The sequence below is a fragment of the Acinetobacter chengduensis genome (assembly GCF_003664645.1).
GTDB classification, from domain to species: Bacteria; Pseudomonadota; Gammaproteobacteria; order Pseudomonadales; family Moraxellaceae; genus Acinetobacter; species Acinetobacter chengduensis.
The window spans coordinates 24,474-39,778 of sequence record NZ_RCHC01000015.1 but is presented as its reverse complement, the minus strand read 5'-3'; the positions used below and the strand labels follow the sequence as shown (position 1 = coordinate 39,778).

The 15,305-nt window shown below is 34.9% G+C and carries 13 protein-coding genes and 1 pseudogene; 2 read left to right on the top strand and 12 right to left on the bottom strand.

All coding sequences use genetic code 11. The annotated features are described in order from the left end of the window. Position 1: 1 nt before the first annotated feature. The 8 genes from adeS to D9K81_RS12990 all read right to left on the bottom strand — a co-directional run bounded on the left by adeS (position 2) and on the right by D9K81_RS12990 (position 9,378). Positions 2-1,117, bottom strand: a complete 1,116-nt coding sequence (gene adeS, locus D9K81_RS13025; protein ID WP_099143579.1) for a two-component sensor histidine kinase AdeS — start codon at positions 1,115-1,117, stop codon at positions 2-4. Next, entirely contained in the window at positions 1,107-1,835 is a 729-nt protein-coding gene (adeR, locus tag D9K81_RS13020; protein WP_020752724.1) for an efflux system response regulator transcription factor AdeR, read from the bottom strand. Before adeR ends, adeS begins: the two co-directional genes overlap by 11 nt. A gap of 123 nt (positions 1,836-1,958) precedes the next feature. Next, entirely contained in the window at positions 1,959-3,215 is a 1,257-nt protein-coding gene (locus D9K81_RS13015; protein WP_020752723.1) for a coiled-coil domain-containing protein, read from the bottom strand. Positions 3,216-3,286: 71 nt separating this feature from the next. Further along, positions 3,287-4,726: a hypothetical protein gene (locus tag D9K81_RS13010; RefSeq protein WP_020752722.1), complete on the bottom strand. Its 1,440-nt coding sequence runs from the start codon at positions 4,724-4,726 to the stop codon at positions 3,287-3,289. Continuing rightward, a complete protein-coding gene (locus tag D9K81_RS13005; RefSeq protein ID WP_020752721.1) occupies positions 4,713-5,819 on the bottom strand; it encodes a TniQ family protein in 1,107 nt (368 codons plus the stop codon). The genes D9K81_RS13010 and D9K81_RS13005 overlap by 14 nt, the downstream gene beginning before the upstream one ends. 18 nt (positions 5,820-5,837) lie before the next feature. Beyond that, complete coding sequence (locus D9K81_RS13000) at positions 5,838-6,758, bottom strand: TniB family NTP-binding protein (protein ID WP_020752720.1); 921 nt, start codon at positions 6,756-6,758, stop codon at positions 5,838-5,840. A gap of 4 nt (positions 6,759-6,762) precedes the next feature. Continuing rightward, positions 6,763-8,667, bottom strand: coding sequence for a Mu transposase C-terminal domain-containing protein (locus D9K81_RS12995; RefSeq protein ID WP_107008552.1), 1,905 nt, complete (start codon positions 8,665-8,667; stop codon positions 6,763-6,765). Continuing rightward, the gene (locus tag D9K81_RS12990; RefSeq protein WP_038346575.1) at positions 8,668-9,378 is read right to left on the bottom strand and encodes a TnsA endonuclease N-terminal domain-containing protein; all 711 of its coding nucleotides are present in this window, start codon (positions 9,376-9,378) and stop codon (positions 8,668-8,670) included. It abuts the gene before it with no gap. A gap of 158 nt (positions 9,379-9,536) precedes the next feature. On the opposite strand from D9K81_RS12990, the pseudogene D9K81_RS12985 reads away from it, so the two are divergent. Next, positions 9,537-10,184: pseudogene (locus D9K81_RS12985) on the top strand (ATP-binding protein); the annotation flags it as partial. Positions 10,185-10,274: 90 nt separating this feature from the next. On the opposite strand, the gene D9K81_RS12980 reads toward D9K81_RS12985, so the two are convergent. Both D9K81_RS12980 and D9K81_RS12975 read right to left on the bottom strand, forming a co-directional pair. Continuing rightward, positions 10,275-11,039 (bottom strand): TorF family putative porin, encoded by a 765-nt coding sequence (locus tag D9K81_RS12980; RefSeq protein ID WP_120373739.1) that lies wholly within the window; start codon positions 11,037-11,039, stop codon positions 10,275-10,277. Between the two features lie 372 nt (positions 11,040-11,411). Further along, on the bottom strand, positions 11,412-12,182 hold the full coding sequence (locus tag D9K81_RS12975; RefSeq protein WP_120373740.1) for a TorF family putative porin: 771 nt from the start codon (positions 12,180-12,182) through the stop codon (positions 11,412-11,414). Between the two features lie 568 nt (positions 12,183-12,750). Between D9K81_RS12975 and D9K81_RS12970 the strand changes: the two genes are divergently transcribed. Next, positions 12,751-14,055 carry an OprD family outer membrane porin gene (locus D9K81_RS12970; protein WP_120373741.1) on the top strand — a complete coding sequence of 435 codons (1,305 nt, stop codon included), beginning with the start codon at positions 12,751-12,753 and terminating at the stop codon, positions 14,053-14,055. 102 nt (positions 14,056-14,157) lie between these two features. Here D9K81_RS12970 and ppa read toward each other — a convergent pair whose 3' ends face one another. Both ppa and D9K81_RS12960 read right to left on the bottom strand, forming a co-directional pair. Then, the gene (ppa, locus tag D9K81_RS12965) at positions 14,158-14,694 is read right to left on the bottom strand and encodes an inorganic diphosphatase (RefSeq protein ID WP_106983845.1); all 537 of its coding nucleotides are present in this window, start codon (positions 14,692-14,694) and stop codon (positions 14,158-14,160) included. 110 nt (positions 14,695-14,804) lie between these two features. Next, positions 14,805-15,206: an MAPEG family protein gene (locus D9K81_RS12960; protein ID WP_120363929.1), complete on the bottom strand. Its 402-nt coding sequence runs from the start codon at positions 15,204-15,206 to the stop codon at positions 14,805-14,807. Between the last annotated feature and the right edge of the window lie 99 nt (positions 15,207-15,305).

Here is a 15,305-nt window from a genome sequence, read left to right as displayed (position 1 = left end):
ATTATAAATGAGTTGATGTCTTACGATTTATACGATTTAGTTGAATAGTAAAACAGCTGCCACCTAAGTTTTTGGATTTAGAATAATAAATATGACCTTGGTGTGCTTCAATAATTGCATCAATCACTGCCAAGCCTAATCCAGTACCGCCATCTAGACGTGATCTAGAGTCTTCCAGACGATAGAATGGCTTGAACAGATGTGCAAGATGCGATTCATCAATACCAGGACCTTCATCTTCAAACATTAATAGCCAATGTTCTGCTGTGGCCATCGTTGTAATATTGATTTGTCCAGCATTCGAATATCTTAGAAAATTAGAAAATAATGCAATAAAGACTTGTTCCATCCTTCTTATATCAACGCAAACCAATTTATCCGTCAAATTTAAAATAATAGTTAAACCTTTAACCTGAAACCGTTCATTAAACATCTGCAGACATTTTTCAATACTATCTTTTAAATTGGTCTTTTCTAGTTCTAAACGTAATTGTTTATTTTCAATAAGTGTCAGTGTCCGTAAATCTTCCACAAGGTAAGATAAGCCTTCGACTTGGTTCAATAAGCTTAGGTGTAAAGCTTGATCGGCAATAAATATACCATCGACAATACCTTGCAAGCGACCTTGTAATATTGTCACAGGTGTTCGTAATTCATGTGCAATTGCAGCATTCCAAACAGTTGAATTCTTAACTGATACTTCAAGTTGGTTTGACATTTCATTGAAGTTCTCAATAAGGGACTTGATTTCATGTGGAATATCATGATGTGGCTGTTTAATTCTGAGTGCTAAATTACCTTGTTGAATTTGTTGAATAACATCTGCTAAATCACTAATTGGCTGTGTATAGCGTTTTCCATATTTAAAGGCGAGGATAGTAGAAAGAAAAAAGCCTGTTAATAGCACTAAAAACAGCCAGATAAAGTCAACAGAGGTAACTGAAAATTCATTTGAATTAATAACTTGCGTATTTAGAAAACCTATTTTTATCGCCCAGCTATAAACAAAATAGCCAATCATGAAAGATAACAGCGTAATGCCTAAATTGAGTAGGCTCATCATGATAATAAACTGGAAGTTAATTCCAACTGAATTTTTAAAAAAGTTAAATTTCATGATTTTGATCTAAGCGATACCCCACGCCACGGACATTGATTAATAAACCATTTACATAATTTTCTTCAAGTTTTTTGCGTAATTTGCTGATATGGCTATCTACAGTGCGATCTAAAGCATCACTTTCAGGCATACAGTTTTGGATCAATTCATTGCGTGTAAAGACTTTATTTGGTGTTTTTGCCATCAAAACCAGTATCTTATACTCAGTTAACGTAAGGTTGAGCAGCTGATTTCTTTGACCATTTGAAATGTAAACTTGATGATGATCTGGATTAATTTCAATATTTTTATAACGAATAATATTAGTTATTTCCGTATTTTGGCTTGTACTTCGTCTAAGTACGGCTTGTATTCGCGCAATCACTTCATTTGGGTTAAATGGTTTAATAATAAAATCATCAGCACCCATTTTTAGCCCCATGATCTTATTCACTTGATCATCTAAGGCAGTCAGCATAATGACAGGTAAATGACTTGTTTGACGGATGATTTGTAGAATTTCCCAGCCATTTAGTTTGGGTAATTTAATATCAAGGAGAATCAGGTCTATAGAGTTGGCTTTTAAGCACTCTAAAGCTTGTTGTCCATCCAATGCACGGATGACCTTCATGTTTTCATTTTTTATGTATTTTTCAAGAATGTCACCAATATCATAATCATCTTCTACAACGAGAATTACGCTATTTTCAAAGCTATGTTGTAAGTTCTGATACATACAAGTTATTCGGATAAAATCTTGGTAAGTAAATAGTTTAACAGTTTGAATTGTAAATTTCAGAATAACTGAATTCTACTTCTGCTTACCCAATACATTGAGAAAAATGTACCTGAGCTTCAATTACTCACTAGGTTTCTCATCTTTTTTCTTCTGAATCAAATCCCATATAGAGAAATCAGGCTTAGCTTTATCAGAATGTTCCGCAGGGTTAACTTTAAATGCTTCAAGATTGATTTCTAAAAGTTTTAATTTAAGCTCCTCTGAACCAGTAACTCCTAACTTTTCAAGCTCTTGAATTTCTGTTTTGTACCGTTCATAAGATTTAGCCAATGCTTCTTTATGAGAATATTCTTGCTCTAATTTAGAAAAACGATTTAAATTTATATTCGCAATTGTTGCAATCCAAATCAAAGGTGCGTTGATCAATAATTTGAATAAGAATGTATCCCACTTCATATTCAAAAAATCTGATTTATCAAACAAATAAAAATTAAATCCAAAAATTGCTAATACAACTAATACAAATACAATAATACTGATGAATTGTCCTTTTTTGGCTTCTTGTCCTTTTACAACAAAACCACCTGCAAGCCCTGCTTCACTTGATAATCCAATAACTGATTTTGCTCGCTCCTCAACATTTTTTAAATTTTCTAACCTTTTATCCAAATCTTCACTTAATGCAGTAATGTTTTTTTCTTCATTACCATAAATTTTGTCATAAAAATTTTGGACTCTCGATAACTGAAAATTTATCTGCTCATTTTTACTTTTATTATCAGGATCATCAGAAATAAATAAATCGTCATAGTATGCAACTAACTCATTAATTTTTCTTTCGTATTCTTTAACTTTCGTTTCACCATTATCATTTAGTTCATCAAACAATTTGTCATATTGATCTAAAATTTTATCAATTACATAATTTACTCGATCAACTTTAGAAGTATCCTCACCATTTCGATCAAATAATTGACTATAAGCTGTGTGAATTTTTTCGGACTCAACTTCCAAAATATCTAGATTATCTTCATTGGTTACTTCTAATATACGAGAATAAATAGAACTACCATTTTCATCATTAGCTAAAACAGATTGAATTTTTTCAATAGCAATTAGAGACTCATCTAATTTGGCTTTTAGTTGAGATAACTCATTCGTTTTATTAATTAAACTTTGTTGGTGAGCTTTAATCTTATCTAATTCACCTTGTAAAAGTGAACTAACAGTATGCCGATTATCTGTTAAATCTCTTAAGTCAGACCTCAAAGAATACATGGATGATAAATGATCATTTAAAGCCCTAAGTTGTGCTAATCCTTCACGTAGTTTTTTTTCATCACTTTCTTTCAGACCAAGCAAATCCTTTAAGCCCATTTTTTTCTCTTAATTAATGAATTATCAAAATATTAAACTAAATTATATATCGAAGTATTGAAACTTTAGACTTACTTTTTAAAAGATGGATCAATGTTCTTAGGCAACCAATAATTTTGGTTATTGTACAAAACATTATAGCCATCTTTTATTTCAACGATCATTTCCAACTTGATCTTCAATGAATCCTGATAACTCATCTCATGGAATAGTTGTAAGCCATTTTTCACCCATACCATGACATTGAAATCAGTATTTGGGCTGAGCATCGAGATCAATTCTTTTTCCAATTTCCGCTTACTTGCTTCTTTTATGAAGTTAGAATGCTTTAAGGAAATATAATCAATATCCGTATCATATTGATCGTTTAAGAAATTAATAAACCCTGTTAATGCAGCAGCCTGACCTGAATACTCATTTAAATAAGCTTTTACTTTTGCCAAATCTGGCAGTAATTGCTTATCCTGAATAGATAACATCAATGCAACAGCAGGCTTCATTGCAAGCCTTACAGATCGAGCAGATGTTTTTCCTTGATGCATTTTTTCATCGAGCTTTTGCTTATAAGCAAATACAACATCAAAAGCCAATGAGGGCTGCGGTAACTGATCAATCAACTTATTGGCTTGATCTATCTCAGAACATTCATTTTTATTTATAGTTGAGATTTTTACCCCATGCATTTGATCGAGCCACTGTGTTACTAATTCAAACTTTCTAAGTCCACTCGTCCGTAAAGTCAACAATAATTGGTCTGCATCAGGAATATTACTCTCCCATAACATTTCTGTTTTAATAAAAAAATGAGTATGTTTATTCAAATACAAAGCTGCTTGATGTGCTCCAACTAAATCGACCAACCAAAGCACGTAGTTTTCATATTGTTTTTTTAAAAAAGATGACTCGAACAAATAAATATTTTGATGGAACTTTGACCATAGATTTTTAATCCAGTAGCAATCATCACATAGATCACCGCATCCTGCTGAGATCATCGTTTTACATTCAATACAAGGTTTATTCGGTTGAGTTATACATTTTTTACAAACTTTATTTCCTTTTTCATCTAACTCTAACAAGCGATATTTATGACATGAAGGACATGTTTCATAATCCCTTGTTGAACATTTCGGACAAACTCTGAGGTCATCATTAAAGCGTGATATTTTCGTTAATTTTTGCGATTGAACATTGCATCGCTCACATCGTTCAACCTCTCTAAAATAAACAGAACAACTATTACAAACGACCCCATACTCTGTAAGCGTTCCTATCGGTCTGTTAACTTGATTGCATCTTATACAAGGTTGTTTTTTAATACATTCATTACAGATCGCTTGATCATCATTTTTAGGTAATCGAGCAGATAACCCACATTTTGGGCAAAGACATTTTTTAAAAATTCGAGCATAACAAGTTGAGCAATATTTTTTCCCTTTATATCTTTTTTTTAGTTGGGTAACTGATTTTTCACACCCATTACATAACTGCTCAATATTAATCTCCGCCAAGCTTATGACTCCGTTTCTTTCTTGATTTTCTTAACAAATTAAGCCACTTACGTTGCACGGTTTTTTTTGCTTTTGGTTTTCCATTATGAGAACTCACACGTTGTAAAGCATATACTCTTATAGGCTTGATCATTGCTGATTTCATTTGTTGAAGTTGAATCGGTAGTTTTTTACGCTTATCCCAAAAATTTGCACTACTAATCCCGTACTCATAAGAGCGGTCAATAATCAACTCACATGGGATTTTCATAATTTCATTCAAGATGGAAAGCAAAATTATACGTTCGTTTGTATTTAAATATTCGAAAGCAATTGGTGTGAAAGGAGTTATGGTATTTAAATTTATACCAAAGCTCTTAAACATTTCAATAAGTTGAATATTATCTGTATCTACAAGTAATCTGATTTCACTTATCCATGCACGAGCAATCGCAAACCATTCGGTAGCTGAAATATTTTGATTATTATATAAACCTGAGCCTTGTTTTAAAACGTTATCTGCATTTTTTTGAAAATCTAAAATTTGAATATTGCTAGGTTGTGGCTGATATAAAGTCAAATTAAAATGGCATGAGAAACATACTGCTAATGATCCATGCTCTAAATCTATTTTAAATGGCTGAATGACTACACCGCAATTCGGACAATGATCAATTAAATTTATTTGATGTTTTTCACAACAACAATGCCACCCCATTCGCCACATTAACCGTAAATAAGCTGATCTACCATCACTTTCAAAACATTGAGTACACACCTGCCGACCTGAAAAATTTGATCTACTACGCTGACCTAAACTTAAAACCCATCCACTATTTGAACTCTTAACTAGATAGGGAGCCACATTAGTTAGCATTGTTTTCAAAATTTTTTGTTTATCATCAAAAGAATGTACAAATAATAATTCAAGCCGATCTTCCGTCATACCTCGATCAAGATCAATCGTTAATGCTCTCCATCTACCCCACAATGCTTCTATAAGTGTTAAAGGGGAACATCCCATGTCTAAGGCTGAACGAATGAGCCATGATGATAATACTTCACCTTGTTCAATGGGGGTATGTATAAACCAATTTTGAGCATAATTAGGCATATTACACCCTCAATAATACTAAATAGAATTAAGCTGAATAGTGCGAATATTACGAGCACCCTCTGTTGGTTTAAGCCACTTGAATTTTTTAACAATTTCGAGGGTAATTTCTTCTTTACCAGTCAATATTGCTTCTTTTGCACATTCCACCAATAAACGATTTAAATCACCAAAATTACCACCTGAAATTTCATAGAGTAAGGTCGCAATTTCTTGTGATGCCAAGTTTGATAATTTTTTTAGGGGAAGTAAGCGAACATAACTTAAAAGAAGTCTTAAAAAATCCGCATCCAATTTCCATAAAGGCAAATCTATAATTTCAAAGCGACTGGCATACTGAGTATCCGTATGAAGAATAAGAGATGCATCACGAGTACCAACACCAATGATATTCATACTAAGTTCATTGCTTAGCGTTTTAAGTGTATTCATCACTTCTTGCCGTTGCCTAGCACTCCCACTTAAACAATTATGCAACTCATCAATAATTAACATTTTGGTTTCATATTTACGCAGTAGATGGGTTGCTTGATACCTTAATTTGCTTTCAGGATCAGTGACACGAAAAGGGACAAAAAAATGATCTAAGATATTAATATATAAATCTTTTACATTTGCCCTAGCAGGGGCTTGAATAGGAATGACTGGTTTAGTCAATGACATAAGCTGCATGTCCATATCATCAACTCTCTTAGTATAGTATTCTTTTGCAAACTCATGAATAATCTTAGTTTTTCCCATATTTGAATCACCAACAATTAAAAGACATTCTGGTCTTAATTTTCTAGGTCGTTTCAAAATATCAGTCAGTGTATTCAAAACTGCAATTGCTTTCTGATAACCAATCCACCGATCCTCATAAAGAATATTAATTCTTTCAGCATCACTAAGAATCATAGTGTCAAGGACATGCTCAGCAAGGTAATCATATTGTTTCATGGTCTTACCTCAAATCGTCAAAAGCAGTTAAATTTTGATCCCATAAACTATTTTGTGACTTTGGAGCATCTACATTTGTATGGATAACTGAATTATTTTTATTTTCATGGTGTAGTGCAGCAACTATCTTACCATTCTCTTTTTTTCTTTGATTCATTCGGCGTTGCTTTTTAGTTAAAGTCACGGCTTGATCTACTTTTTCACGGAGATAAATAATTGCTCTGTAAATAGCATCTTGATCAACTGTATCTAATCGCTCACTCTTAAGATATGCTTGGACTTGTCTATATTCATGCAATCCGATTGATGGAATTTCACGTTTGGCTGTAGGTACTTTAAAATATGTATTTGTATTCGGTTCATAAAACCAAATCATTGAAATATCACGAGGATCTCTTTTAAAAATAAACTTTCTTTTACGCTTTTTCTCATCGTCAGTTGGATCAATCGCATTGATCCAAGGTCTTAAACAATCAGCAAAATAAAAAAGTTTATCTTTTTTTACGCCCGTTCTTTGAATGGTTGATTCAAATTCAGGGGCGAAATCCAAAAATAGTGTTGCTTCATCCGCAACCCTTTCTTTTAAACCAGTACCAACTTTAAATTTTGTTCCCCAAATACCCTCTTCCCACATTTGTTGTGGCGGAATTTCAAGTATTGAATGCTTGCTTTTATGATAAACATTTACAATCCAATAGACGATGTAATGTTCTAATTCACGAAGTGTTAAACAAGCATTCTTAGCGGAATCATAAGTTCCTTTTTCAAAAATATTAGATTTAGTCGTTCCATCTAAAACATGCATTTCAAGATTTACGATTCCAAGTAAACGCTCAATATGCCCACCATATTTTGCACCACCAATAGGTCGATACTCCCAATTAATATCGTACTTTAGACATGCTTTATGCAGATGGTTTGTTCTAAAATCAGAACCATTATCAGAATGGACTGAATCCATAATACCTTCGATATCCCACTCACCATCCACATCTAACTCAAGCAGTTTTCTTTTCTTTGAAATAATGGCTGATGAAATACACATTGCTACCGATGTTGCACTTGGAGCTTCTAAAGAAAGGTAATAACCAACAATCATTCTACTAAAAACATCAATTGCTAATGTCAAATATGCCTTGCCTATTGTTTCACGGTATTGTTCATCAACGATTTCTATATCTAAAGGAGTGTGATCAATCTGCACATACGCCAAAGGATAGTCTGCATTCGGAAAAGTCCCTGCTGATGCTTCATACTTATCTTTAGCAGCCTTTTTTCCGTATCTTGCCTTAGTCACTTCATAGCCATTAAGGGCTTCAATTCTATAGCGAATCGTATTGTCATGAGGTGGTTCAATTTTTCTTTTGAAGCACTCAAGCTTCACTTCCAAAATTGTTTTGGCAACACTTGGCTTTAAACTTGTTAAATACTTAGTATGGATCGCTTGTTGAATAATATGATTTAATTCAGGCGACAACCTTGTTTTTTCTGTTGTCCAACCACGTTTTTTTGGGACTAAAGCTAAGATAGACTTGTTTTCTCGGTAAGCTTTAAGCCATTTCCAAATAGTATTTACATGAAGATTATGTTCACTTGCAGTCTTCTTAACCGCCTCAACTGTGGAATAGTCAATGAGTTCCCTAATAATTTCATAATGATCTAAAGCGATTTGCCATGACTCAGCAGAAATATCCTCACCTTGGTTAAGCTTAGAATTATCTTCACTTAAAACAGATAATTCCCTTATGTTCACTTGTAAACTTCGAGCAGATTCCAAATTTGCAATCACGACATCTTTTGCATTTAAAATATTGATAATTTTATATTTATTACCTTTATAACCAACAATTGCATTTGGTTTAATAACTAGGCGTTTTCTATCAATCTTTACTGAATCATCCTGTATCATTTAAATAACTCCTTGTGCTTTAGAGCCATCATTTACCCAAATAACAGTTTCAGTAGTAAAAGGGTTATATAGATCGCAAGCAAGTATATTTTTTGAAATTAAAACCCATATTTGGCGAATAGCCTTTAATACATTTTTTTCATCTTTAAAAATATAAGCAGGCAATTGATTAACTGTTGAAAAGCCTAGTTTTAATAAAGTTTCAATTAATACTCTCTGATCTACCTCATCAACATGAGAACGTCTGAATCTTTTTAAAAAATTGATATTTTCCCAATATTGATCATACAAACGAGACTCATCAATAATTTTGAATTTCCATGCCTTTTCAGAAGCTAAAGCATAAGCTGCCCTAAATTTTGGTCTAAGGGTATTCCAATCTTCCTTTAATTTTTTTCTAGGCTTAATTTCAATCAATAATGGTGCAGGAAAGAAATCAATATCATTATAAATTGCACTTGAAAATTGCACCAAATAATCAGGGGTATATACCGATTCATTTCCTAATTCAGTTATATAAGGAATAGAAATAGGCTGTTCAACCACATCAATAACATTACTGTTATATTCTTGCTTAAAAAGAAAATCACGCTCCAAAGTGGATTCAAACCAAATCGTTTTTTCTCCCCTAAAAGAGTAATTCCCCGAAATACTTCCGTAAACGGTTTGGGCTTTTCTAACGGGACTATATTCATCACTTATTCTTTTCATATCAGACCTCAAGAGTAATCTACTAGCCCCTATTATTGTAGTTTTGTAATCTACTAGCCCTTATTATTGTAAAAACTAGCTTTTATTTCTGTACAAAACGACATGCAACTAGCTGAATTTATATAATGCCACTAGCTTCTATTATTGTAAATGACAGGGGTTCAAACCCTAAACCTGGGGAAATTACCTTGGCACATTTAGGCGTGCTTTTTCTAGATGAGTTACCTGAGTTTGATCGCAAGGTTTTGGAAGTTTTAAGACAACCACTGGAATCTAAAGAAATTGTAATTTCTCGTGCCTCGCGTCAAATTACCTTCCCAGCCAACTTTCAATTGGTTGCTGCCATGAACCCCTGCCCATGTGGCTACGCATTTAACCAAGATGCACGTTGTCAGTGTTCACCTGATGCCATTAAACGCTATCAAAATCGTATTTCAGGGCCTTTACTCGACCGTATTGATCTGCATATCGATGTGCCACCCCTACATGCAAATGAACTACAAAATACACAAACTGTAGAAAACTCGACTACGGTCCGAGCGCGTGTATTACAAGCCTATGAATGTCAAATACAGCGCCAAAACACAGTGAATATGGCGCTCAGTCCAAAGCAATTAGAACAATTTGCCATGCTAGACACAGCGGCACAAAATATCATGACCATGGCACAGCAACGACTCGATTTATCAGCACGTGCTTATCATCGGGTACTGCGGGTTGCACGTACCATTGCAGACCTTGCACAAGCGGAGCAGATTCAAACAGCACATTTAACAGAAGCTTTGTCCTATCGTAGTCCGTCTTAATTGCTATTCTATTGGTTTACAAATATTTCAGACAAAGAGAAGCCCTTAATAGACAGCATATTAAGGGCTTTTTAGATTTATATGCTTCGTTTAGAAAGTCTTAGTAAGTGTAAATACTGCACCTGTTTCTACGCCACGCTCTTCAGCATGCGACATTTTTTTGGTATCAATATTTGTACCTACCGCTGCTAGTTCCGCAGTTGCACCTTCAATTGATTTAAAGCCGTAAGTCACTCCTACTTTCCAGTCAATGTAGTTATCGTCGCCACCAAATGCATATTTATTCTTATCATCAACCACTGTATAACCTAGGCCAGCCACACCACCAAAGCCCGTATCACTAAATGGAATTGAATAGCCGGCAGTAAAGTTCCAGCTACTGGTGTCTGCAGCTGCATAGTCATTGGTATAGTTAATATTTGTGAGTAAGCTATCGCCCGATCCAAATACATCAGCAAAAGTTAACTTGCCATAAAACTCTGTCCAATTTAAGTCACTTGAGCTTGGGTAGTTATAATAAACCACACCTACATCCAATACAGGCTTACTGCTAAAGCTTTCTAATGTTGTTGCATAACCAATAGAAGGATCTAATTCTAAGCTTGGTGAAACTGTACCAAAGTTAACATTTGAACCCCACAGGCCAACATAAATACCTGACTCATGTGCCAAAGTAAAACCGGCTTGTAATGCTGGATCTGACTGATTTTGTGTTACCCCACGGAAACGGTAATCTGTGGTGATGGCAGCATTACCACTAAAAGACAAACCATAAGGCATTGTTGCTTTATCTTCTGCCAATACCGCACCAGATGTTGTTGCCAATACAGATACAGCCAATAGTTTTTTTAACATTTTAAATCCCCACCCGATTTTATCTTGAATACTCAACAAGGATTAGCAAGTGCTGTGCCAACTTTGAGTTCATAAATCTCAGCTCAGCATTCAAGTTGTTCTTTGAAATAAATAAAATATTGTTTTTTATTATTATTTATATAAAAAAATAAATCTTAATATCTAAAATCATATTTTTTCGATGCATCCATTTGAATAAGTCGACCAAAGTTTCAATGCGATGACAACATGTAACTATTTATATATTAAAGCGCCTTTAATGCACACTTTTTCATCAAAGTGTCGTAAAAATGCATAAAAAAAGTGCATAAATTCACATTTATGCACTCTACGCTCAAAAGCAATATGTTTTAGTCACATCATCGTTATGAACTAAAAATTATAGTTCAGGCCAACCAAGGTTGGATTATCAAATTTCTCACCCATACGATCTTTGCCTCCCCACACTTGTTCAACAAAAACGTCTGCACCTGTACTGCCTAAAGCTTTGCTTAAGCCTAAGCGAGCTTCATTAAAGCGGAAGCTTTTGCGTGTTTCTACAAAATCATCATCGCCATGATCATTATAAATGTAGGCAGCCACTAATGCTTTTGCAGTAACATCATAAGGAAGCGCATATTGATAACCCGCACTGACATATACATCGCCAGCATTGCCGTAATTCACATCAGATAGCAACACGCCTAAACCTAAGCTGAGGTCTTGGTAATTCAGTGTATTATTCAACTCTATGCCTGTAGTACGGCGCTTCGATGAACGATCATCGTTATAAACTGAACCACCGCCTTGGTAAATATAAGCAGTTACTTGGCTACTATAGCTCCATTGATCATTTAATTGACCGCCATAGCCAATATAAACATCGTGTTCAAAGCCACTGTTTTGTGTTTCATCCGTAGGGTCATAGCCCAACATTGATCCCCAATATCCCGCAAACACACCACTTTGATGATCATATTGCACACCACCTTGTAGTGTCACATCATCATTTTCTTCACCACCACGGTAAATATATTTATTTACCACAGATACACTGCCTGAAATCGCATGAGGCTCTGCATCCGTCGTTTCTGCGGCCAAACTTGGAAGTGCGTAAAATGAAAGTGCGACACATAACGCACGGCGAAGTGAAATGAACAGCATAATAAAGTCCCCAAAATTTGAAAATGTGCTGTGGTATTTTTTCGTATCAATTTTCGTGCGAATTCTATTCTCACTTTACCATTGAGTAAAGTTCAGCAATTAAAAACAGCCTTGATATTTATAACAAAGCTTTAGATTTTTAATGCTGATGCGAATATGGGTACAGATTTTAATGATTTATTTTATGTTATTTATCTCTATTTATTGAATACACCCCATGATTTAAATCATGGGGTTAAATTTTATTAAAGATTCAATTCTTATTTTAAAAAAATAGGATTAAGCAAAAAATTCAATACCTTATCAGTCACCCTATAACTTAGTCGTCCCAGCAATGATAAGACTTACAAACCAGCGACTATTAAGCTCAATTATCTTTATGTTTTTACTCATTATTAAAAATAGATTTCCAAGCTTTCTAATAGCTTAGAAATATCATCAATACTTCTTATCTAAAAAATGCATGACTTTAGTTGTATAAATTCAATAAAAGTAATGTATTTTTATAGAATACTTATACAATCGACATACCTTTTCACAACACTTTTTTGCATGAGGCTCTCTCCCAATGCTCAAATCAAAACAATTGACACTGGCTTTACTTGTAAATGCCTTTTTAATCTCCTCTGTATACGCGAGCGAACAAAGCGAAGCTAAAGGCTTTGTAGAAGATGCTGAAGGTACTGTGCTGTTCCGTACTGGTTTTATTGATCGTGATAAAAAAGGTGCTCCAGACAATCGCTCAACTGCGCAATCTGCAATTTTTAAATTAGAATCTGGTTTCACTCAAGGTGTCGTGGGTTTTGGTGTCAATGTGACTGGTGATGCATCATTCAAATTGGGTGATAATAAACATGCAGGTAACGGCATGATTCCACGTGAAACAGGCCTAAACAGCAATGGTCAGTTAACTAAAGGGGCTGGCGATCCTTACGACCACTGGGCTCGTGGTGGTGCCAGCGTAAAAGCACGTGTTTCAAACACAACAGTTGAATATGGTACTCAAGTTTTAGACCTACCTGTACTAGCAAGTAATACTGCGCGTATGGTGCCTGAATACTTTGAAGGTACTTTAATTAAAAGCCGTGAAATTAAGGACTTAGAAATTATTGCGGGTAAATTTACCAAGAACCAATACTCAGACCAAATTAACAGCGATGGCCGTCATTTAGACAACGCAATCGTTTGGGGTGCTAAGTACAAGTTTGATGATCAACTGAATGCATCTTACTACGGCTTAGACAGCGAAGATAAATTAGAACGCCACTACATCAATGCCAACTACACATTACCTTTGGCTGAAAAACGTTCTTTAACTTTAGACTTTAATGGCTATCACACCAAGTGGGATAAACAAGCAAGCACATATTCATCAACTAAAGGTGATATCAATGTTGATGGCCGTAGCAACAGCATTTGGTCATTGTCTGGTACTGTCAACCAAGGTGCTCACTCTGTGATGTTGGCTTACCAACAAAACACGGGTAACACAGGTTATGACTACGGCGAAAACGCTGATGGTGCGCAATCAATTTACGTTGCTAACTCATACTTATCAGACTTTATTGGTAACCACGAAAAATCAGCACAAATTCAATATAATTTAAACTTTGCTGACTACGGTATTCCAGGCTTGAACTGGACGTCTGCTTATGTTTATGGCTGGGATATCAAAACCCCAACTGATAACAGCGCAAATGAAAGCGAATTCTTTAACCAAGTGAAATATACAGTTCAATCTGGTTTTGCTAAAGATGCAAGCTTACGCCTACGTAACTCGATTTACCGTGCAGACCAAGCGTATAACAATGTATATATGCCTGACACCAATGAATGGCGTATCTTCTTAGACATCCCTGTAAAACTTTTCTAAGTTTGCAGCCTGTTTAAGACAGACATAAAAAAACCTGCATCATGATGCAGGTTTTTTTGGCCTAATCAAAATTAAACTGATCCAGCCTCATTCCAAATGGAATTATTTATTTGCTTCTTGGTATGCAGCAATTGAGCTTAACACTTCTTGTTTTGCAACATCAGCGCCTTCCCAACCACTTAACTTAACCCATTTCCCTGGCTCTAAGTCTTTGTAGTGTTGGAAGAAATGTTCAATTTGGCTGATCAATAACGGAGGAAGATCAGTATATTCTTGAATATCTTTGTAAATTGGAGTCAATTTGTCGTGTGGAACTGCAACAAGTTTCGCATCTACACCACCATCATCTTCCATGTTCAATTTGCCCACTGGACGGCAACGAATTACTGAACCTGGCTCAACTGGGTGTGGAGTTACAACCAATACATCTAGTGGGTCACCATCAAGTGACAAAGTGTTTGGTACATAACCGTAGTTTGCTGGGTAGAACATTGCTGTACCCATGAAACGGTCTACAAACAAAGCGTCAGAATCTTTGTCGATTTCGTATTTGATTGGTGCTGCATTTGCAGGAATTTCAATAATTACATAGATGTCGTTTGGTGCATCTTTACCTGCAGGGATATTGCTGTAGCTCATAGCATCACTCTTTAAACTAGTTAAATCTTTTAAACCGGCATAATTATAACGGTTTTTGTTTCATTTTTTGTGATTTTGCATCTTCGTCTTAAAATTTCATCTAAAAAAACTTAAGACGTCAATTTGATAATCAATAACAACAAGGTCACAGGACACAGCATCGACAGTAACCACACGATTGTGCGTAAAGCTGCCCAATTTTTTAAATAGCAAATTCCGTAGATTACCCGACATACCAAGTATGCAATACCAAAGGTCATAATCAAGCGTTGTGGCATGACCATATATTCAGCCATCAGTACGGCTGCAATAAATAAAGGTAAACTTTCAAAGCTATTTTGCTGTACGGCATGGGCACGACTGGCTAAACCTTCTGATTTTGCTAATGCCTCTCGTGGGTTTTGGTTATCTTTGGCTGTAAAACCCGCCGCTTTTTTGGCAATCATCGTAAAAACATAAGGGAGTAGACAAGCCCCCAAAATGAGATAAATGATCCCACTTATGCTTTGCATTTGTTTTTTCTCATAATGAAAAGTATTTAAAAGCATCATAGCATGGCATTTAGTGAATAAATTTTGTTAAATAGAGTGTTTTATTAAATTGTGTATATA

Excerpts from the sequence above, each read along its gene's own strand:
- adeS (WP_099143579.1), bottom strand. The coding sequence starts at position 1,117 with ATGAAATTTAACTTTTTTAAAAATTCAGTTGGAATTAACTTCCAGTTT.
- adeR (WP_020752724.1), bottom strand. The coding sequence starts at position 1,835 with ATGTATCAGAACTTACAACATAGCTTTGAAAATAGCGTAATTCTCGTT.
- D9K81_RS13015 (WP_020752723.1), bottom strand. The coding sequence starts at position 3,215 with ATGGGCTTAAAGGATTTGCTTGGTCTGAAAGAAAGTGATGAAAAAAAA.
- D9K81_RS13005 (WP_020752721.1), bottom strand. The coding sequence starts at position 5,819 with ATGCCTAATTATGCTCAAAATTGGTTTATACATACCCCCATTGAACAA.
- D9K81_RS13000 (WP_020752720.1), bottom strand. The coding sequence starts at position 6,758 with ATGAAACAATATGATTACCTTGCTGAGCATGTCCTTGACACTATGATT.
- D9K81_RS12995 (WP_107008552.1), bottom strand. The coding sequence starts at position 8,667 with ATGATACAGGATGATTCAGTAAAGATTGATAGAAAACGCCTAGTTATT.
- D9K81_RS12990 (WP_038346575.1), bottom strand. The coding sequence starts at position 9,378 with ATGAAAAGAATAAGTGATGAATATAGTCCCGTTAGAAAAGCCCAAACC.
- D9K81_RS12980 (WP_120373739.1), bottom strand. The coding sequence starts at position 11,039 with ATGTTAAAAAAACTATTGGCTGTATCTGTATTGGCAACAACATCTGGT.
- D9K81_RS12975 (WP_120373740.1), bottom strand. The coding sequence starts at position 12,182 with ATGCTGTTCATTTCACTTCGCCGTGCGTTATGTGTCGCACTTTCATTT.
- D9K81_RS12970 (WP_120373741.1), top strand. The coding sequence starts at position 12,751 with ATGCTCAAATCAAAACAATTGACACTGGCTTTACTTGTAAATGCCTTT.
- ppa (WP_106983845.1), bottom strand. The coding sequence starts at position 14,694 with ATGAGCTACAGCAATATCCCTGCAGGTAAAGATGCACCAAACGACATC.
- D9K81_RS12960 (WP_120363929.1), bottom strand. The coding sequence starts at position 15,206 with ATGCAAAGCATAAGTGGGATCATTTATCTCATTTTGGGGGCTTGTCTA.